We start from the raw sequence: 19,480 nt of genomic DNA, 5'->3' as shown, positions 1-19,480 counted from the left end.
ACACTATAATACAAAGTATCAAGAATGCATTTTGCACAAAGAGATAGGAAAATTTTGTTACAAAGGAAGGAGAGGAATAATGTTAAACTCAATTCTTGATTTACTCTTAAAACAAATCTTCGGACAGCCTTTTCTGTTGATGGCAATCATCGTATTTATCGGTTATATTGCGATGAAGCAGAAGGTGTCCAAGGCAATTGCAGGTGCGGCAAAAGCATCCATCGGTATTATTGTTATGGGGATGGGATCCGGCGCCCTGATTGCGAACTTCGGAAAACTTCTGACGGCTCTTCAGAACGCAACAGGTATCCAGGGGGCAGGACTTAATACATACCCGACCATGACTGCCGGTTACGAGAAGATGGATGCGATTCTCGGAGAGGGAACAGGGGCTGCATGGGGGATTTACACGCTGCTTGTAGCATTTATCCTGAATCTGGTTCTTGTGGCGCTGAGAAAGTTTACAAGAATCCGTGCCGTTTACCTGACAGGTAACGCTATGATCGTTCAGGCAGGTATCAGTACATATATTGTCTGGAGGTTCCTGGGGCTCGGAATGCTGCCGACAGTCCTGATCGCAGCCGTAGTTACCGCTCTTTACTGGGGTATTTGTTCCACATTGCTGATCGAGCCTACAAAGAAAATCACAGGCGCAGATTTTACGGTAGCCCATCAGCAGATGGTTGTTGACTATATTGCCTACAAAGTGGCTCCAAAGATCGGCAACCCGGAAAAAGATGATATTGAGAAAAAGAAATTACCGGAATCACTGAATTTCCTTCAGGATAACATTATTGCAACGGCCCTTGTTATGTTCATTTCAACTGCAATTATTATGCTTGTGGTAGGAAAAGAGCAGATCGACTGGCTCCGAGGAGCAGAAGGGCTGAATCAAGCGGGCCTGACAAACAACGTAGTATTTCTTATCTGGATTGCCATCACACTGACAGCCAACATCGTCGTATTGCTGAGTGGTGTGCGTATGTTCGTGGGAGAGCTGATGGTGTCCTTCAAGGGTATCTCAGAGAAATTGCTTCCGGGCGCGGTAGCAGGTGTTGACTGTGCAGCGATCTTTGCATTTGCTCCTAAATCAGTAGTACTTGGTCTGCTCTTCGGAGCTCTGGGACAGATCATCGGTCTTGTCGGACTGTTGGTATTCAAGTCCCCGATCTTCCTGGTACCCGGCTTTATACCGCTGTTCTTCGACAATGCGACCATCGCAATCTTTGCAAACAAGTTCGGCGGCTGGAAGGCAGCAGCCCTGATCTGTACGGCAAATGGTCTGGTTCAGATACTTGGTTCCGCCCTCGCTGTTAAGATGATGGAAATAACATGGTGGCAGGGAAGCGCAGATTATGCGACAATATGGGTAGTAATTATCGCGATCTTCAAAGGAATTGGAAGTCTGTTGGGAATTCCGATAGCAGGTTAGGTAATTCACTGAAAAAACAAGGTAACTGTTCATGGATCTGAACAATTAAAACAGGAGGTAAAAAAGATGCTTAATATTTTATGTGTGTGCGGAAATGGTATGGGAACCAGCACGATTTTAAAGATCAGTGTAAAGAAAATTTGTGATGAGCACAATATTGACGCCGCTGTGGAATCATGTTCATTTGGTGAGGCGCTGTCTTTTATCACAACAACGGATCTGGTTCTGACCAGTCCTGAGTGGGCGGGGATGCTTCCGCCAAGCAATGCTGTCATTGCAGAGACAAAGAACCTGATTGATACGGCTGCTGTGACAGAGACGCTTCTCGCCGCAGTAAAAGAACATTTTCCAAATGAAATAAAGTAAGGCTTAGTGCCTACCGGTATATTTACGCCGGGAGGCACTCGTTAACTGTTTAGATTTTTAGGAGGATGAAAATGACTGGTTATGAGATTATCAAAGGAAACGTGAAATTTACGGGGCCGGATCGAATTGGACTCCGCTTTGACCGGATCGCCGGTAAAGGGGACGTATGCCGTATTTTCGTCCTGCCGCCAAAAAGCACATGGCCGGAGGGCGCGGACTATACAGTTTCCAAAAAGGTGCGCCCTAAGAACGGGGAATATGATGAATGGGGATGTATGTGGGAAAGCGATGATGCCAGCGGCTCTGATATGGGCCAGGTAACGAACATTCCGATAGAGGAATGGGACGATATGGATGATTATGTATTCCCGGATCCTAAGGCGGAAGGGCGTTTTGAGGGACTTCAGGAGGCACTTGATGAGGCGGAGAAAAAAGGCCTCTACGTGCAGCTGAACAGCCCGCAGTGTATCTTTGAACGCATGCATTTCTTAAGAGGTTTTGAAAATACATTAATGGACTGTCTTGTGGAGCCCGAAGAGATTGAGGTTATGGCTGAAAGGCTTGCGGATTATCAGATTGGCATTATCGAAGAAGCCTACAGACTGGGCAAAGGCAGAATTCACTGTTATGATACAACCGATGACTGGGGGACACAGAACAATCTGATGATATCCCCGGACATATTCAGAGAAATATTCAAACCGCAGTATAAAAGGATATTTGATAAAGCGCATGAGTGCGGCATGGATATCCGTTTCCATACCGATGGTAAGATCAATGATATCCTGGAGGACCTGATCGAACTGGGGGTAGACATAATCAATATTCATCAGCCAAGACTGGTCGGTATAGACGAAGTATCAAAGATCGCACAGGGCCGCATCTGCTTCGAAGCAGCCATCGACATTCAGGCAACGCTCCCGACAGGCGACAAGGAACTGATCGAACAGGAAGCAAAAGAATTGGTAGAGAAGTGGGCCACGCCCAAAGGCGGTCTTATAGGAGTGGAATATGGTTATCTGGATGCCATTGGCACAACCAAGGAATCCATGCTCTATGCGCTGGAGTGCTTTGAAAAGTACGGTAGCTTTCGAGACGGGTTCAAGGTTGGCGCATCATAAAGTGATAGCCGGGAGACATCGTAAGAGTATATGTTCCGCCAAGAGAATTCATACGCTGCCCCGCTTCGGAGCCTCCCCGGGTTGACAAGTTTTTCTGCCGATTGGATGCACCCAGCGAAATGAAGGGACAGACGCAAGCCTCCCAAGTGCATATGTGCCGTTTCAGGGTGCTAAAGCGGCACATATGCACTTGGGAGGCTTGCGTCTGTCTCTTCATTTCGCGCCCCCCTCCCCGTCCAACAATTGTCAAGACTACTTGACGATTCAGAAAAACATTCATATAATTGTCTTAATAACATGATCTAATCATATATTCTTTAGAAAGTAAAGCCTGTCAAAGTGGTGGAAAGAGGAAAAGATATGAAAAGAAGCAGAGCATTAGTTGATAACAGAAGAAATAAAGTGCTGCAGTCGCTGAAGAACAACGGCTTTGTAAAAGTGCAGGAACTGGCAGAAGAGCTGCAGGTATCTCCCCTTACCATCCGAAGGGATCTTCAGTATCTTGAGGACCAGAAAAAGCTGGAACGTTTTTACGGCGGGGCTACCGTGACCGACCGCGTAACCGAGATTAATACAGAAGAGGATGAGATCAAGCTTTACAGGAAGAGGATCGCCCAGTATGCGGCATCTCTGGTAGAGGACGGAGATACTATATTTATAAATACCAGCGCGACGGCGCTGCAGATGATAAAATACATTAAGGATAAAAGAGTGATTGTGATCACAAACAATGGGAAAGCCATCTATACGGAGCATTCTTCCAAGGTATCTGTGATACTAAGCGGAGGGGAGCTGCGCGAGATCAAAGAGGCCATGGTGGGCGAATTTGCCTCCAACAATATCAGTAAAGTAACTGCGAAGAAGAGCTTTATAGGATGTTCCGGTCTGAGCCTGGAAAGCGGGATGACTACGGAGATACTGAACGAGGTAAATATTAACCAGCTGATGCTGCAGCGGGTTACAGACACCTCCTACATCCTAGCCGACCACACCAAGCTGGGTAGAAACAGCAGCTTTGTGAGCTGCCCTACGGACTCTATTCTGAATGTAATTACAGATGAAAAAGCGCCCCAAGAGATTGTCGATGGTTTCCGGGAGTATGAAGTAAACGTAGTGCAGGTAACAAAAGATGGGGTACCTGTGGATTTCCAGGAATAAAGGAAGAGGAGAAAGAGATGTTAGAAGAGTTAAAGCAGAAGGTATATGAAGCAAACATGGAACTGCCGCGCCGCGGCCTTGTGACCTATACATGGGGCAATGTCAGCGGGATAGACAGAGAGTCCGGTTTTTTTGTTATTAAGCCCAGCGGTGTGGATTATGAGACGCTGATGCCGGACGATATGGTTGTGATGGATCTGGAAGGAAACAAAATAGAAGGAAGATATAATCCTTCTTCAGACACGCCGACCCACCTGGAACTGTACAGGGCATTTCCGGGGGTAGGCGGAATCGTACATACCCATTCTTCCTGGGCAACATCCTGGGCGCAGGCCTGCAGAAGCGTTCCCTGCTATGGGACCACACATGCGGACTATTATTACGGAGAGATTCCCTGCGCGAGATCCCTGACCGCGGAAGAGATCAACGGGGAGTACGAAAAGAATACGGGGCTTGTGATTATCGAAACATTTAAAGAAAAAGATCCTGCCAGTGTGCCGGGGGTTCTGTGCTCCAACCACGGACCGTTTACCTGGGGGAAAGATGCTGCTGAGGCTGTGCACAATGCGGTTGTTCTGGAAGAGGTGGCAAAGATGGCTTTCCGTACGGAACAGCTGAACAGAGAAGTGACTTCTGCTCCGCAGGTACTGCAGGATAAACATTATTTGAGAAAACATGGGCCAGGGGCATACTACGGGCAGGGTAAATAGCGTAAAGCGTTAAAGAAGATTGGAGAAAGCGGGCAGGTTCAGCCCGCTTTTTGTGATATTTAGATTTCAACAGTACATAAATATGCCGCTATCTCCGGCTGTATTTTTCGTAAAAATCATTGTAATATAAACAATTATCAACAGGTGTATTGGGCGGGATGTGGTTGCCTACGGCCATAAAATATCCGGGGCAGTCTCTTCCGAGAGCGATACACCTTTTTACTTCATTTTCTATATCATCTTTATCCCCGCACAACAGGATCCGGGTGTCGGCATTTCCTACAATGACGTGTGTACTTCCGTATTTTTCGCAGATATAAGACATATCGGTACATGGCTCCATAACAAAACCATTGACACTGCAAGCTGCGATATCATCCACAAATTGTGTAAAATTACCGTCCGATGTAAAAAGTATCTTTTTACCTTTTTCCTGCAAAGGCGCCAGAAGCTTTTTTAAATTAGAAAAAATAAAGGTTTTGTAGAATTCGGGCGCCAGAAAAGCTCCGCTTGTCCATACAATATCATCGTGTACCATGACAACAGGAGATTCGCATTCGGCTAATGCTTCAAAATACTGCAGATTCCACTCTGTATAACGGTTCATAAATTCTCCGAACAGCCTGCTGTCCACACCTGCCGCCAGAAGCAGCATATCCCAGCCGAGGATCTCTATGGCCCCGGACATACAGGTTGTGTAAATTCCGGTCATGTTTACGGTATCCGGATGTTCCCGGATCATTTTCTGGTAGTCCTGATTAAAATCTGTAATCAGCCTGCTTTTATCCTTTTCCCCATAGGTCTCGAAAAAATCCAAATCGAAAACATCTTCCGGCTCCTCGATGAATACATGGACATCGTCTGAATAATCCGTGCTATTCTGCTGATAGGACGCATGTCCCATTTTTGTGTGATTCTCGCCGAATTGTTCATCAAAAGGAATAATGTTCCAGAAAAAGCCGTAGTCCCATGCTTTAATGAATTCTTCTGAGGCATGTATGCGGGTCTGCCCGGAACTGTATGAAGAGACTTCAATTCCTGTAACTTTTTGCACAAGATCCCAGTGGAAGTGTGCGGAATACTCTGTGCGGGGAATTTTTGGTGGCATCTCGAGATTTAGGGCGCTGAGGCCATTTTCATAAGACATATTAATTATCACTTTCCTTCCTGCTTATTATTTTGTATACTATAATTATAGAAAATACAGGGAAAATGTACATGCAATTAATATAAAAATAAATGGAGTTTTTTGCTATGGAAAATCAAAAATTTGCAATGCTGGAAGAAAAGATAAATGAGATTAAATTCGAAATTGTGGAGAGTGGGCTTCTTACGGCGGGGGAGGAGTGGGACTATAAACAGGTAGTATCCCCGTTTAACAGATTATACTTTATACTGGAGGGGCAAGGCCATATACACAACGACATGCAGCAGATGGGCCTGAAAGAAGGACACCTATATTTGATACCGGCAGGAGCTACCTACGATTATAAAGCGGGGGGCCGTATGAAAAAGCTTTATATACATTTCCAGATACAGCTGATACCGGGGATCGACCTGTTTTCCCGGTGTATGGAGGCAATGGAACTGCCCCAGATACCAAAAGAAATGGAGCTGCTGCTGGAGAATCTGAAACAGAAAACAATGGATAAAATCATAGCTGCAAAGTCCCTGCTGCTCGCGGTCATATCACGCTTTTTGGAAATAGCCAGGCGGGAAGGCATGGAGGAAAATTACAGCGGGTATGAAAAACAACAGAGAGCCATAAGTTATGTGGAAAACCATCTGAGCGGGGCATTAAAGGTAAGTGAAGTCGCAGCAGCTTTAGGGGGATCGTATTACGCTGTCTCCAGGAATTTTAAGAGGGATACGGGGATCGGACTCAAGGAGTATATGGAAACGCTGTTAATGAACAGGGCCAAAAGGCTGCTGGCAGCAACGGATATGAGGATATCCGAGATCGCCGTGGAATTAGGCTTTGAGGATGCTTTTTATTTTTCCAGGTTTTTCCGCAAATACGAAAAAATGCCTCCCAGAGAATACCGCAGCAGAAGGATGCTTTAAAGGAGGAGCGGTTTCTGGTATTAAGTTACACTAAATACCTTACTGGTACTGTAAGTGTGAGCATACGCTGCCAGGGGCCGCTCCTTTCAAGTACTGGCCTGCTGAGTAGTTTAAAGCGCACGGAATTCGACAGGCGTCATTCCCGTTATCTTCTTGAAGAGTTCATTAAAATAACTGGCGTCTTCAATGCCTATTTCCTGTGCGATCTCGTAGTTTTTCAGAGTACTGTTTTTCAACAGGTCTTTTGCGCGTTCGATCCGTATGTCGTTCAAATAAGCTTTGAATGTTCGGCCGGTCTCCTCCTTGAATATCTTGCAGAAGTGGCTTTTGCTCAGGAAGCAGGCATTCGCAACCTCATCGAGTGTGAGCGGTTCCTTCATGTGATCCTCGATGTATTTCCGGGCTGTCATAGCGGTGGAACAGTTTGCCAGTCTTCTGCTCTCCGTCAGCTGCAGCTGTATGTACAGGAGGATTTTTCTTATCCCGTATAGGATGCCGCTCCATTTCTGCCGGTGCTGGATTTGGAAATGAATCTCATCCCAATCGCAGTATTCCAGCTGATAGCCGGAAAATTCGCGTTTGCAGCTTACTGCCAGCTCCGCCAGCGTCTGGTAGATGACATCTTTATCCTGGCCGGAGAGATAGGTATAAAACTGTGTGATGTGCTGCTGGATCCGGTCAGGGCTGTGAGAGTAGACACTTTCCAGCAGGTTCTTTTCTTCGGTGAGCGGGTAAGGGATTGCAGGAACTTCCAGTAAGGGGATCCTTTCATAGTCCACGAACTCATCGAAGGGAAGCGCTTTATAGAAACGCAGGGCATGGCGGGCCTGTTTCATAGACTGGTATACCTCCATCATGCTCAAAACAGCGAGCCCGATTCCAATCTTAACCGAAATATTTCTGTCAGTAAAATAAGACTGCAGTTCGGTCACAATTTCTATCCGGTCCCGTTCCGGGTCCTCCAGACTGGTAACCAGATATAGATAGTTGTCCAGCATGAAACAGCAGCAGGGGTAGAAGCGGGTCTCCAGGTCAAACTGAAAATCCGCTATGTCGGTTTTGGCCGGTGAACTTTTGAAATCCGTACAACAGGCAAAAAGTCTGTGGGAATTCAGTAAAACAGAGGGGAGCTCGTCCGTAAAATGTACATAGCCATTCTGCTGAAGCGCATTAAACTTGTGAGACTTCAAGATATTGCGCTTACTCTCTTCTTCCTGGATGGTACGGGTGGCCTCAGCCAAAGTTGAGAGAAGCTCTTCCGTAACAAGAGGCTTCAGCAGGTAGGAAAAAGCGCCGTGTTTCAGCATATGCTTAGCATACTCAAAATCATTGTATCCGCTGATTACAATGGTTTTTATTCTAATACCGGAATCCTTGATCTTTGTGACAAGTTCAAGGCCGTCCATCACAGGCATGCGGATATCCGTAATTAGAATATCGGCTCTGTGCAAAAGCAGGTAATCTAATGCGGCCTTGCCGTTAGAGGCCGTAAAGCTGATCTCATAGCGGGTTTGTCCGGTAATTATTTTTTGAAGGGCCTTCTGGAGCAGAAATTCATCTTCGGCAATCACTATTTTAAACATTACAATTCTCCTTTTTCTTTTGGCAGACGGATTGTGACTACGGTTTCTTTATTTTGGACACTGTGGAAAGTGAGCGAGGATTTATCGCCATAGTACAGCCGCAGGCGTTCGTTAACATTGTAGATTCCGACAGAACAACCATTCCCAGGTTTTTTTACGGAAGCCAGATTATTCTGGATTTCTTTTTCCGTCACGGGATCTGTACCCAAACCGTCGTCCATGATCTGAATGACGATCTGGCCGGCGCTTTCCCCTGCACTTATTATGATATGCCCTTTTCCCTCCTTAGTCTCAAATCCATGATAAATGCAGTTTTCTATCAGTGGCTGCAGGATTAGCCGGATAATTGGAAACTGGCCGATACTGCTGTCTACATGAAACTCCACATCAAATTTATCATTGTATCGGATTTTCTGGATGGTGAGATAGGCCTTTATATGCTTGATCTCATCATCAATTGTTACAAATTCATCCGGCTGCCCGATGGAAAGCCGCAGCAGATGGGCGAGGGAGGTTGTCATATTGGAGATATCCTGATCGTCATTCAATATTGCAAGGGCATTGATGGAATCCAGCGTATTATAAAGAAAATGGGGGTTAATCTGTGCCTGCAGGGCCAGCAGTTCGGCCTTTCTCTTCTGCCGGTTTTCCTGCGCATTTTTCTCCATCAGCAGTTGGATATGTTCGGTCATCTTCTGGAATGAATGATAAAGAATATCAGTTTCTTCCGTTCCCTTTACCTTTGGGAACTGATTGCTGCAGCCATCCCAGTTCCGCACATGAACGGCCAGGGCGGTGACAGGGTAAGTCAGGCGGTTGGACAGCTTGACACTGATTACAATACTGACGATTAAGAAAAGAAAAATGATGGTCAGCATTGTATAGAGCAGAGGCGCGGCTGCCTTCGTGACGTTGGACAAAGGTATATAGACAACCGTACTCAGGTCGGAATGATTCAGGGGATAGACCGATATAATATAATTTTCACGGTTCAGGCGTGCAGTAAAACCGGAGTCTTTCTTGAAATTAGTTGTCTGTATCAGATTCGTCATATCCTGGGTAAAGGTACCCTCCACGAGCGTGGAATATTGTACAGAGCCATTGGCATCTACGAGGCAGGCGCCGCTGCCGTCCCCCAGATCGACGTTATTGAGCATCTCAAAAATATCATCTATGATAATGCTGCCAATCACGTAATATCCGCTTGTAACGGAGGAATTCGATACGGACTTAATACAGGACAGCGAGTAATGCCCATTGTTATTGCTGTGAATCAGAGGGACGAATCGGGCATTAAGATAAACCTCGCTCTTGTCATAATAATCGCAGAGTTCAAGCAGGCTTTTTTCATCATACATGTTAAACAAGGAGATCATTTTTTTGCCGTTATATATAATAGAAATATCATCGAAACCATTCTGCTGGGTGGCTGCACTCCACAGTACCTTTTTTACATCGCTGCGGGAAGAAGAAATGCCGGGAGTAATAAAATGGCTTCCGAAAAAACGGATCTCGGAAGAATAGGCCACAGACTCGATCTGTTCGTCAATCCCCTCCATGAATAGTTCAATATTTTTGCACAGTTGGTTCGCGATCTGATTATTGTACTGTACGGAGACAGAAATAATATTCTGATAGATATACCGGTAGCAGAGCAGCGCCATAATAACGGCTATAGCCAGTACAAAGCCTATGGTAAAAGCGGTCAGCTGTTTTTTGAATGAGCGGAACATGAAAATCCCCCTTCCTATTTAAATTAAATTTAGGTTATAACATTTACCGGAAATATGCAATTGCTTTGGATATAGGAAAAGAATTTTGCCATAGAAAATAAGAATTCAGTTTCTTTTCCTTTCCCTTATTTTTCCGTATACTTTATTTAGAAAAAGAAAATTTATAATTTACAGGAGGTAGAAAATGAGAGCATTAAAGAAAGTAATAAGTGTAGGGCTTGCGGCGGCAATGGTTACGTCACTTGCGGCAGGATGCAGCAGCAAGCAGGAGGATTCCGGTTCTGATAAAGAACCTGTAACGATCAGATTCTATTCAACTTTAGGCGAAGCGGAACCGGGATACAAACCGGTTATGGAACTTGTAGAACAGTTTGAGAAGGATAATCCGGATATCAAAGTGGAACTGGAGGTACAGTCCAGCTCACAATATCACGAGAAACTGGTATCCGAGATCGCCTCCGATACTCTTGCTAATGTGTTTATGCACTGGGGCGGCGCTGAGATGTATGAGGCAGTGCAGTCTGGAAAAGTTTTGGATATGACGGAGAAGATGGATGCAGAACCGGAGTTTAAGGCACAGTTTGCTGATGTTACCCTGAATGCCCTGAATCTGCGGTATGATGATATAGAGGGGATGTGGGGCGTACCGTTCTCCAGCGTATCGGGCGGATTCTATTATAATAAAGCTTTATTTGAAAAAGCCGGAATCAAAGAGGTTCCCGCTACCTGGGACGAGCTTTTGGATTGTGTGGAAAAATTAAAGGCGGTGGATGTCATTCCCTGGGCTTTAGGCGCAAAAGACGGATGGCGTGTAGAACACCTGTATTCTGCAATTTTCTATAGGATGAACGGAGTAGAAGGGGCCAAGGCGCTTGGCGATCGAAGCATGAAATATTCTTCTCCTGAAGCGGTGGCTGCATGGGAGGAACTGCAGAAGCTGGTAGATATGGAAGCCTTTGGGCCGGAGCCTGCATCTGTAGATTTTTCGAACGAAATGACGATGCTCCAGACAGGGAAAGCGGCTTTGAACTTTGGAATCTCAGCTCATGCGGAGGCGTATACGGGCCCGGATTCTGAGGTCGGTGATGACATTGACTTCTTTGAGATACCTGTATTTGAAGGAAAAGAAGAATTTGCGAAGAATAACTTCGGGGGCGGAGACATCGCCCTGGGAATTGCAACCAATGCTTCGGATGAACAGATTGAAGCATCCTGGAAACTCTGCAAGGCACTTTGCGGTGTTGAGGGACAGACGGTTCTTGCCAACAGTAATGCGGTGCTTGTAGCTAATAAAGATGTGGAGGCGGATCCTGAAAAGGTAAACCGTCTGAATAGTAAATTTGCCGATGTCATTAATAACGCGGACGCAGCAACGACCGACGTGACCAACTACGACAAAGTATCCACAATGCTGACCAAAATCAGAGACGTGGCCTCTGCACTGGTGAACGGGCAGCTAACCCCGGAACAGGCCGGAAAAGAACTTGATGCGGAAGTGGAAATGTACAGCGAGTAAAGAATGAGGGATCAAACAGAGCATGCGGGGAAGAGCGCCCCTTCTGGGCGCCGGGCATGCCCTGCCCCGGAAAAACAGGAGGTGTAACAGTTGCTGGATTTTAAAAAGAATAAAAAGCTCGCAATTGCATTTTTGCTCCCGGCATTCGCTTTTTATATTATATTTATGATAAGCCCTGTATTTGAGACAGCGTTTTTGTCTTTTTTTAAGTGGCGCGGAATTGGAGGCAGTGAATTCTCATTTATCGGGCTTCGGAATTATGCAAAGGTGTTTACGGACCCGAAGTTCTGGACCAGCTTTGGGCGTTTGATATATTTTGTTGTGATCAGTGTTGTATCCCAAATGGTAATCGGATTTATACTGGCATATCTTGTCTCTTTAAAACTGAAGGGCTCGAGATTCTTCAAGCTGACCTTTTTCCTGCCGGCGGTATTGTCTGTAACCGCTGTATCCCTCATGTGGAAGATGATTTTATCTACCAATGAAGGCATGCTGAACATGCTTTTGAACAACATGGGTCTGGGGACACTGGCAAGGTCCTGGCTGACGGATCCGGACATTTGTTTTACCGTGATTACGCTGATTAATACATGGCTTCAGGTAGGGATGCCCTTTGTAATCCTGCTCGCTGGACTGATCGGCATACCGGGTGAACTGTATGAGGCGGCTGCGATTGACGGAGCCAACAGCTGGAATATGGTCTTTAAAATCACAATCCCAATGATGAAAGAAATACTGGCGGTGGCGACAATTCTAGTTCTGTCTAATTCCATGAAAGCCTTCGATGTCTTTTATGTAATCACCAGCGGAACATTCGGACCTGGAGAAGCCAATATGGTTCCTATGGGGTATATGTACATCACCTCCTTTCGGGGAAATGATTTCGGCAGGGGAAGCGTGATGGCCCTGTTTGTCATGCTGGTCGGCGCAATTGCATCTGTTTTTGTGTATTTCAAGGGGTTCCAGGGAAAGAAAGGAGATGCTTCGGATGATTAAGCGTGGTTTTAGCATTGGAAAACTGATCTGTTATATTGTACTGATAATTTGGGCGGTTATTACGATCTACCCGCTGATCTATACCTTTCTGACATCGTTTAAAACACAGACCTCCATGTATACAAATATGTTCGGCCTTCCGGAAACCTGGCACTTTGAAAATTATGCAGGGCTGTTTGCGGATATGGGGTTTGGAAAAAGCATTTTTAACAGCTTCTTTATCACCATAACTACAGTCGTGTGCCAGCTGGTCATCAGCTGTATGGTATCCTTTGTCATTACACAAATTCGCTTTAAAAGTTCCAATAAAGTTCTGGGACTGTTTGTAATCGGGATGCTGATTCCTGCCCAGGTGTTAATTATACCAATCTCAATCATGGCAAAGTACATGGACGGATACAACAACCTTCCGTTTTTGATCTGCGTATACATAGCTACGGGAATGCCATATATGATATTTGTAATCTGCGGGTTTATGAAAAATCTGCCCAAAGAACTGATGGAGGCCGGCCTGATTGACGGCTGCAATGGACTCAAAACGTTTACAAAAATTGTGGTACCGCTGAGCAGGCCCGCGATTGCAACGATGGGAATGCTATCTTTTATTGGAACATGGAATGAAATGATTATTGCGCTGATATTATTAAAGAAAAATGAACTCAAAACAGTTTCGCTGGCATTAAATATGTTTGCCGGGGACCGGTTTTCAAATTTTCCGGGGATGTGTGCAGCCGTTATGATAGGAGTTCTTCCTACGATGCTGATTTACTTCATCTTCCAGGAGAATATCATTGCGGGTATGACGGCGGGAGCGGTCAAAGGTTAGGCGCGCCCGGAAAAGTGCGGATAGTCTGGCGGGGGGAACCCCCGCATGGGCAGCAGCAGTTCAGCCATGCCCGAACTGTTAACATTATAAATTGGAGGTATATATGGGAAAACTGCCATTTCGTGAAATTCATCTGGATTTTCACACAAATGAGACGATAAAAAATATAGGGGAGAGATTTGACCCCGAAGAATTTGCGCAGACATTAAAGAAAGCACATGTAAATTCGGTCACTCTGTTTGCAAGATGCCATCACGGCATGATTTATTATGACTCCAAAAAGAATCCGGAGCGTGTGCATCCAAATCTTATGAATAAAAATCTTCTTAAGGAGCAGATTGAGGCCTGCCGAAAAGTTGGAATCCGTACTCCGGTCTATACAACGGTGCAGTGGGACTACTACACCTCACAGAGGCACAGGGAGTGGCTCTGTATCGATGAGAACGGACAGTCAATCGGTGAGTCCGGCAGGAAGCAGGAGCCGTTTGAGGCAGGCTTTTACGAGACGCTGTGCCTGAATACCGGTTACCGGGAATTTTTGAAAGAGCATGTGGAAGAGATTCTGGATACATTTGAGGTAATCGACGGATTGTTTCTGGACATTGTTTTTCCCGTGCCCTGTGCATGTCCTGCCTGCAGGAAGCTGATGGAACAGAACGGATACAATCCTCTGGATCGCGGGGACAGGCTGGAATTTTATAAGAAAACAATCGACGAATGGCAGCGAGAAATGACGGAATTTATCCACAGCAAATCTGAGAATACCACGATCTTTTACAACAGAGGACATGTGGGGACGGATCAGAGGCGCAATGGGGATACCTATACCCATTACGAACTGGAGTCGCTCCCGAGCGGTATCTGGGGATATCTTCACTTTCCCTCCACAGTGCGCTATGCCAGGAACCTGGGGAAAGAGTATCTCGCCCAGACAGGCAAATTCCATACCATGTGGGGTGATTTTCATTCCTACAAGAATCAGGCAGCTCTGGAATTTGAATGTTTTCATATGCTGGCAATGGGGGCAAAGTGCCTAATCGGGGATCAGCTCAATCCAGACGGGAGGCTGTCACCTGCGGTTTATGACCTTATAGGAAAAGTGTATGAGCAGGTAGAAGAAAAAGAGGCCTGGTGCGATGACGTGAAACCCGCAGTGGAAATAGGCGTATTTACCGCAGAGGAGTTTGTGGGTGCCTCAAATGACAATCTGCCGAAATCACTCCAGGGAGCAGTCAGGATGCTCCAGGAATGCGCATTTCAATTTGACGTGGTGGACACGCAGAGTGACTTCGCAAAATACAGGCTGCTGATCCTCCCGGATCAAATCCCTGTTGATCCGCTGCTTGCCGATAAACTTTCCGTTTATTTGGAAAATGGAGGAAAGGTTATATTTACGTGTAAATCGGGACTCACTCCTGACGAAGCCAGCTTCGCACTGGATATCGGCGTAACAAAGAGAGCGGAACAGCCAGTTGACGTATACGGAGAAGATGTAGTCGGAAAGATCTATGACAGAGGAGATTACTGCCAGTATATTCTTCCGGGGGATGTGATCGGAAAGGATCTGCCAAAGGACTATCATGTCATGTATGCGAGAGGCGTTGACGTGGATGCAAAAGAGGGAGCAAACGTGCTTGTAAATGCGTATGCCTCTGTTTTCGACAGAGATTACCAGCACTTTTGTTCACACAGGCAGTCGCCCTGCTCGGGAGAAATAGCACAGCCGGCTGTCGTACAAAACGGAAATAGCATTTATTTTTCACATCCTGTCTTCACACAATATCAATACAATGCACCTCTTTGGTGCAAAAAGATGGTGAAGGATGCGGTATGTCTGCTTCTTCAGGAACGGATTATCACACATAACGGACCTTCCGCACTGCTTACCGCTGTAAATGACCAGCCGGCCCAAAACAGAAGGATTGTGCATCTGCTGCATTACATTCCTGAAAGGCGCTGCGAATCTATTGACGTCATTGAGGATGTGCTGCCTGTTTATAATATTGAGTGCAGTGTAGAAGTACCGGGAGAAGTGAAAGGAGTATACTGCCAGCCGCAGAATGTTCCGCTTGAGTACCGATCTGAAAAGGAAAGAGTGATATTCCATGTCCCGGAGGTGAACGGACACCAGATTGTGGAAGTAAGATTATCTTAGGAGCAAGAGTATAAACGATAGGAGGATGTAATGAACCGAACGCAGATTGTAAAGAAATCTCTGAATTTTGAAGATCCCGGAATAGTGCCATATTCTATATATCTGACAGAAGAGGGGTATGGGCTATACGGAGACCGTCTGATTGACGACTATGGAAATGAAAAAATACAGACGGACTATCGGCAGGGTAAGCTAAGCCAAAAGGAAGCTGCATCCCTTGCAATTGGTAATTTTATTCTTTATGCTGAAGCACCTTGGTGGGACTGGATTAACCTTCCGGCAGAGTTTAAAGAAGAGGACACTCCCGAGGGATTACCTGATACAATCGGAAAAGGAAGCTATGAAGCATTTTTTGAAAAGGTGGAATATCTGAAAAAGAATTACGATGCATACATTTTGGTTACCATTTGGGGAAGCCACTGGGAAAAGGCCTATTTCAGCCGGGGCATAGAAAACTTTCTGTGCGACCTGGCGGCTGACCCAGAGTGGTGCCGTAAACTGCTGGAGCTCATCATCAGAAAAAACCTTGTTATGCTCGAAAACATCTTGACATGCCCATATATAGACGGCGTGCTTCTAGGATCAGACTGGGGAACACAAAATGACCTGATCATGTCCCCCGAGTGCTTCCGCACCCTTATCAAAGAAGGCGAGATCCAAGAGTATAAGTTAATAAAAAATACAAGAAAAATGTTTTTGTACATTCATGTGGAAATATCATACGGATTATGGATGACCTTGCAGAGATGGGAGTAGAGTGCCTGAATCCCATCCAGCCCGAGTGCATGGATATCTACCGGCTGAAAAAGGATTATGGAAAGCGCATCGCATTCTATGGGGGGATCAGTACACAAAGAGTGCTGCCTTATGGGACTGCGGAGGAAGTGGAAGCGGAGGCCAGAAAAGTCATAGAAGCCATGAAAGAAAATGGAGGGTATATTACAGGGCCGTCCCAGGAGATCCAGGAGGATGTACCTTATGAAAACCTCTGCGCACTCATAAAAACCGCAAATCAATATGGGAGTAGTAACAAGCTTTAGACTTGTTGACGGATGGGGGGACGCGAATGACGAGGTGAGTGCGGGAGCTGGCGGGGCAATGTCTGCTGGTGAAATATCCTGACACTGTGCGAAGAAGCTGTAGAAGAAAACGGAATGGGAAGGGAGGTACATGCCGCATTTGGCCCGAATGCCGATGCATTCGCGCCGCAGGCGGCATCAGAATTAGCCTGGTAAGGCAAATTCTGCCCTCCCTTCCCGTTCCGTTTTCTTCAACAGCTTCTAATCGCTCGCTTTACGGACTTTTCACCAGCAGACATTGCCCCGCCAGCTCCCGCACTCACCTCGTCATTCGCTGTTGCATCCAAACGGTAGTTAAGAGCTCATTCCCTGGAGAGGTCCCGTACGGTAGCAGCGGATGGGATAGAACTGGTGATTCGTTTCTGTTGGTGTAAGTTTTAGATTGCCTTGTTATCCGTGAATATACTGGTCTTCAAAAACAGTCCCAAAGGACCCATACATAAAAGCCTTAAAATTTATTTAAGCAAGATGCATGATACGCATAGCCCACTTCATCCGCTGCCCCCGTTTGAGCGCCACCTTAGTAACGGGGCATAACCGACCGGTCGGATGAACCAGTTTACCGTGAGCCGCAGCATCTCCCGGCTCACGGTAAGCGTCCCCCTTCCATCCGCGCCTGGGCTAAAACCCGCCGCTAAATCCCGATTGATATGTTTGGGGAAATACTTTATAATGTAATGGATTGATAGCGGTGCAGGACCTTCAGAGGAGGTACGGATAACGAAGATGCATGGAATAAAAGATGTGGCGCAAAAGGCCGGAGTTTCTATTTCTACGGTTTCAAATGTTTTAAATAAAACAAAATATGTCAGTCCCGAACTGGTTCGCAAGGTGGAAGCGGCAGTAGAGGAATTGTCATATGAGGTAAATCCAATTGCAAGAAGTATGAAGAGTAACAGATCGGGGACGATCGGAATCATAACGGAAGATATCTGCGGTGTTTTTTATCCCTATATTATAAAAGGGATTGCTTCGATTACCGAGCGTGCCGGTTACCATATGGTTATCTGCGACACGCGGGGGGAATATGGGGACAAGGATGCGGCAAAACGGGAGCAGGATATATTCAAGAATCTGATTTCAAGCCGTGTTGACGGCATTATTTTTGTGTCTCTTGTTTCCGGTGAGGACAGGGAGAAGTATTTGAGTAAGCTGATCAAGGCGTCCCAGCGGTATAAGCCGGTCCCACTTGTCAGTATGGAAAGAGATTTCACCCAGTTTGGTATAGATTCCGTCTATTTTGATGCCTATGAGAATTCGCAGAAGGCAGTGCAGCATCTGGTAGACTGCGGCTGCAGGAAAATTGTTCATATTTCAGGCCCTGAAATCATGGAGGTCGCGGAAGAGCGTGTGCAGGGTTATTTAACCAGCATGGAAAAAAACGATTTACCAGTGGATAAAAACACGATGATCGTGAGGGGCGATTACAGCCACCAAAGCGGATACAGGGGAATGAAAGCGCTGTTGGACAACGTACCGGGCCTGGACGGTGTCTTCTGTGCAAACGACCAGATGGCCGTAGGAGCATTGAAGCTCCTGAGGGAATACGGAAAAAAAATACCCGAGGAAGTAAAACTGATTGGATACGATGATGTATTCATATCAAGCGTTGTAGAACCGGCTATATCCACCATACACATACGAAAACGCCATGCCGGAATCGAGGCGGCAAAGCTGCTGATGGAACGGATCGATAATCCCGGGGAAAAAAGAGCACCCGTGGGAATCAAAATGGACAGCAGGCTTGTGGTACGAAAATCAACAGTGGCAGATGCCCCCGAAGACTGGATATTGGCCGATTGGTAGACCCGGGCAAAATTTGTAATACCGAATTACACATTTTCCTGGACCCAGCGCGCAAAGCCATCGGGCTTTGGGTGATGTGTCAAGGTTGCCCGGAGTTCCCTTCTTTTTTGCTTTACTCCTTCTTACAGCCCTAACCCGTTTCCAGCCCCCCTTATGTCCGCTTCCCGCAGCGACCCCCTTACACAAAAACCGCCTAGAGAAAAACGTTTTTTGTGAATTGTGTATAAAATTTGGGGTGTGGTATCTTATATTTTATACAAAAAATCGTTTTTCTGTTATAAAGCATTGACAAAAGGGGGTTATGGGAATATGCTTAAGACAAGTTTTAAGAGTAAAAAAGGGACGGCACACAATCAATCAAAATTTTTTTTGACTCTTAGAAAAACGTTTTTCTGACATTAAAGAATACGAACCAGATAAAACGGAAAAGGTACAGAGAAGGGAAGGGGGGATTTTATACTGCCGCGTCAGGCAGATTAGCGAAGTAACTGATTCACGCAAAGAGAAAGTGATGGAGGGCATCGTGAGGGTATGAAAAAATATTGTATTGTAAATGAAATTAAACCGGAGCGTTTAGAGGATTACGTAAATGCGCATCTGTATCCATGGGATGAGCTGCTGGAATGTCTGAAGGCTGCGGGAACAAAGGAAGAGTACATATTTATGCTGGGAAACAAAGCATTGGTATTCGTTGAGTGTGAGGATATGACGACGTATACGGAGAAGTTCGGGAAAAGCGAGGTCGGAAAAAAGTGGCTTGAATACGTAGCAGATTTTATTGAGGAGAGTCCTTTTGCAGATGCATCCGGCAAGGCCAGGGATGATGTAAATGGCCTCCGCAAAGTGTTTGACCTGAACCAGCAGCTGGCAGGAAAGTTTGAGGAAAATTGATTTGTTTTCATGATCAATGCAATGAAATTAAAGCTGGGACGAAA

At 45.9% G+C, this 19,480-nt stretch carries 17 protein-coding genes; 14 read left to right on the top strand and 3 right to left on the bottom strand.

Translation table 11 applies throughout. The features are described 5' to 3' along the window. Positions 1-79 precede the first annotated feature (79 nt). From GKG43_RS06535 to GKG43_RS06515, 5 genes are all read left to right on the top strand, one after another. Positions 80-1,432, top strand: coding sequence for a PTS transporter subunit IIC (locus tag GKG43_RS06535; protein WP_055153775.1), 1,353 nt, complete (start codon positions 80-82; stop codon positions 1,430-1,432). A 66-nt stretch (positions 1,433-1,498) separates the two neighbouring features. Beyond that, entirely contained in the window at positions 1,499-1,798 is a 300-nt protein-coding gene (locus GKG43_RS06530) for a PTS sugar transporter subunit IIB (protein WP_025655788.1), read from the top strand. A gap of 71 nt (positions 1,799-1,869) precedes the next feature. Further along, positions 1,870-2,919, top strand: coding sequence for a uroporphyrinogen decarboxylase family protein (locus GKG43_RS06525; RefSeq protein WP_055153773.1), 1,050 nt, complete (start codon positions 1,870-1,872; stop codon positions 2,917-2,919). Between the two features lie 360 nt (positions 2,920-3,279). Next, entirely contained in the window at positions 3,280-4,077 is a 798-nt protein-coding gene (locus GKG43_RS06520; RefSeq protein WP_025655790.1) for a DeoR/GlpR family DNA-binding transcription regulator, read from the top strand. A 17-nt stretch (positions 4,078-4,094) separates the two neighbouring features. Then, complete coding sequence (locus GKG43_RS06515; RefSeq protein ID WP_025655791.1) at positions 4,095-4,787, top strand: L-ribulose-5-phosphate 4-epimerase; 693 nt, start codon at positions 4,095-4,097, stop codon at positions 4,785-4,787. Positions 4,788-4,875: 88 nt separating this feature from the next. On the opposite strand, the gene GKG43_RS06510 is transcribed toward GKG43_RS06515, so the two are convergent. Beyond that, a complete protein-coding gene (locus tag GKG43_RS06510; protein ID WP_242857604.1) occupies positions 4,876-5,946 on the bottom strand; it encodes a uroporphyrinogen decarboxylase family protein in 1,071 nt (356 codons plus the stop codon). A gap of 95 nt (positions 5,947-6,041) precedes the next feature. Here GKG43_RS06510 and GKG43_RS06505 point away from each other — a divergent pair, with 95 nt between their 5' ends. Continuing rightward, positions 6,042-6,851 carry an AraC family transcriptional regulator gene (locus GKG43_RS06505; RefSeq protein ID WP_055153769.1) on the top strand — a complete coding sequence of 270 codons (810 nt, stop codon included), beginning with the start codon at positions 6,042-6,044 and terminating at the stop codon, positions 6,849-6,851. 110 nt (positions 6,852-6,961) lie between these two features. Here GKG43_RS06505 and GKG43_RS06500 read toward each other — a convergent pair whose 3' ends face one another. Continuing rightward, positions 6,962-8,434: a response regulator gene (locus GKG43_RS06500; protein ID WP_055153767.1), complete on the bottom strand. Its 1,473-nt coding sequence runs from the start codon at positions 8,432-8,434 to the stop codon at positions 6,962-6,964. Further along, positions 8,434-10,167 carry a sensor histidine kinase gene (locus GKG43_RS06495; protein WP_055153765.1) on the bottom strand — a complete coding sequence of 578 codons (1,734 nt, stop codon included), beginning with the start codon at positions 10,165-10,167 and terminating at the stop codon, positions 8,434-8,436. The genes GKG43_RS06500 and GKG43_RS06495 overlap by 1 nt, the downstream gene beginning before the upstream one ends. A gap of 184 nt (positions 10,168-10,351) precedes the next feature. Between GKG43_RS06495 and GKG43_RS06490 the strand changes: the two genes are divergently transcribed. The 8 genes from GKG43_RS06490 (at position 10,352) to GKG43_RS06455 (ending at position 19,436) form a co-directional block, all read left to right on the top strand. After that, positions 10,352-11,683 (top strand): extracellular solute-binding protein, encoded by a 1,332-nt coding sequence (locus GKG43_RS06490; RefSeq protein WP_055153763.1) that lies wholly within the window; start codon positions 10,352-10,354, stop codon positions 11,681-11,683. Between the two features lie 90 nt (positions 11,684-11,773). Beyond that, complete coding sequence (locus GKG43_RS06485; RefSeq protein ID WP_025655797.1) at positions 11,774-12,679, top strand: sugar ABC transporter permease; 906 nt, start codon at positions 11,774-11,776, stop codon at positions 12,677-12,679. Next, a complete protein-coding gene (locus GKG43_RS06480; RefSeq protein WP_025655798.1) occupies positions 12,672-13,505 on the top strand; it encodes a carbohydrate ABC transporter permease in 834 nt (277 codons plus the stop codon). Before GKG43_RS06485 ends, GKG43_RS06480 begins: the two co-directional genes overlap by 8 nt. A 103-nt stretch (positions 13,506-13,608) precedes the next feature. Further along, a complete protein-coding gene (locus tag GKG43_RS06475) occupies positions 13,609-15,660 on the top strand; it encodes an alpha-L-fucosidase (protein WP_055153761.1) in 2,052 nt (683 codons plus the stop codon). Positions 15,661-15,690: 30 nt separating this feature from the next. Beyond that, positions 15,691-16,416, top strand: a complete 726-nt coding sequence (locus GKG43_RS06470) for a hypothetical protein (protein ID WP_055153759.1) — start codon at positions 15,691-15,693, stop codon at positions 16,414-16,416. Further along, positions 16,389-16,700 carry a uroporphyrinogen decarboxylase family protein gene (locus GKG43_RS06465; protein WP_055153757.1) on the top strand — a complete coding sequence of 104 codons (312 nt, stop codon included), beginning with the start codon at positions 16,389-16,391 and terminating at the stop codon, positions 16,698-16,700. The genes GKG43_RS06470 and GKG43_RS06465 overlap by 28 nt, the downstream gene beginning before the upstream one ends. A gap of 765 nt (positions 16,701-17,465) precedes the next feature. Continuing rightward, on the top strand, positions 17,466-18,545 hold the full coding sequence (locus GKG43_RS06460) for a LacI family DNA-binding transcriptional regulator (RefSeq protein WP_055153755.1): 1,080 nt from the start codon (positions 17,466-17,468) through the stop codon (positions 18,543-18,545). 531 nt (positions 18,546-19,076) lie between these two features. Further along, positions 19,077-19,436 carry an L-rhamnose mutarotase gene (locus GKG43_RS06455; protein ID WP_055153753.1) on the top strand — a complete coding sequence of 120 codons (360 nt, stop codon included), beginning with the start codon at positions 19,077-19,079 and terminating at the stop codon, positions 19,434-19,436. The last annotated feature ends 44 nt before the right edge of the window (positions 19,437-19,480 follow it).

It is taken from the genome of Eubacterium sp. BIOML-A2 (genome assembly GCF_009680135.1).
Classification (GTDB): domain Bacteria; phylum Bacillota; class Clostridia; order Lachnospirales; family Lachnospiraceae; genus Faecalicatena; species Faecalicatena contortus_B.
The sequence above is the reverse complement of the archived record's forward strand: the minus strand, read 5'-3'. Positions and strand labels throughout refer to the sequence as shown.

What these genes read in the sequence shown, in the direction of transcription:
- GKG43_RS06520 (WP_025655790.1), top strand. Translation starts at nt 3,280, where the DNA reads ATGAAAAGAAGCAGAGCATTAGTTGATAACAGAAGAAATAAAGTGCTG.
- GKG43_RS06500 (WP_055153767.1), bottom strand. Translation starts at nt 8,434, where the DNA reads ATGTTTAAAATAGTGATTGCCGAAGATGAATTTCTGCTCCAGAAGGCC.
- GKG43_RS06515 (WP_025655791.1), top strand. Translation starts at nt 4,095, where the DNA reads ATGTTAGAAGAGTTAAAGCAGAAGGTATATGAAGCAAACATGGAACTG.
- GKG43_RS06475 (WP_055153761.1), top strand. Translation starts at nt 13,609, where the DNA reads ATGGGAAAACTGCCATTTCGTGAAATTCATCTGGATTTTCACACAAAT.
- GKG43_RS06490 (WP_055153763.1), top strand. Translation starts at nt 10,352, where the DNA reads ATGAGAGCATTAAAGAAAGTAATAAGTGTAGGGCTTGCGGCGGCAATG.
- GKG43_RS06530 (WP_025655788.1), top strand. Translation starts at nt 1,499, where the DNA reads ATGCTTAATATTTTATGTGTGTGCGGAAATGGTATGGGAACCAGCACG.
- GKG43_RS06460 (WP_055153755.1), top strand. Translation starts at nt 17,466, where the DNA reads ATGCATGGAATAAAAGATGTGGCGCAAAAGGCCGGAGTTTCTATTTCT.
- GKG43_RS06470 (WP_055153759.1), top strand. Translation starts at nt 15,691, where the DNA reads ATGAACCGAACGCAGATTGTAAAGAAATCTCTGAATTTTGAAGATCCC.
- GKG43_RS06465 (WP_055153757.1), top strand. Translation starts at nt 16,389, where the DNA reads ATGGATGACCTTGCAGAGATGGGAGTAGAGTGCCTGAATCCCATCCAG.
- GKG43_RS06480 (WP_025655798.1), top strand. Translation starts at nt 12,672, where the DNA reads ATGATTAAGCGTGGTTTTAGCATTGGAAAACTGATCTGTTATATTGTA.
- GKG43_RS06535 (WP_055153775.1), top strand. Translation starts at nt 80, where the DNA reads ATGTTAAACTCAATTCTTGATTTACTCTTAAAACAAATCTTCGGACAG.
- GKG43_RS06495 (WP_055153765.1), bottom strand. Translation starts at nt 10,167, where the DNA reads ATGTTCCGCTCATTCAAAAAACAGCTGACCGCTTTTACCATAGGCTTT.
- GKG43_RS06505 (WP_055153769.1), top strand. Translation starts at nt 6,042, where the DNA reads ATGGAAAATCAAAAATTTGCAATGCTGGAAGAAAAGATAAATGAGATT.
- GKG43_RS06525 (WP_055153773.1), top strand. Translation starts at nt 1,870, where the DNA reads ATGACTGGTTATGAGATTATCAAAGGAAACGTGAAATTTACGGGGCCG.
- GKG43_RS06455 (WP_055153753.1), top strand. Translation starts at nt 19,077, where the DNA reads ATGAAAAAATATTGTATTGTAAATGAAATTAAACCGGAGCGTTTAGAG.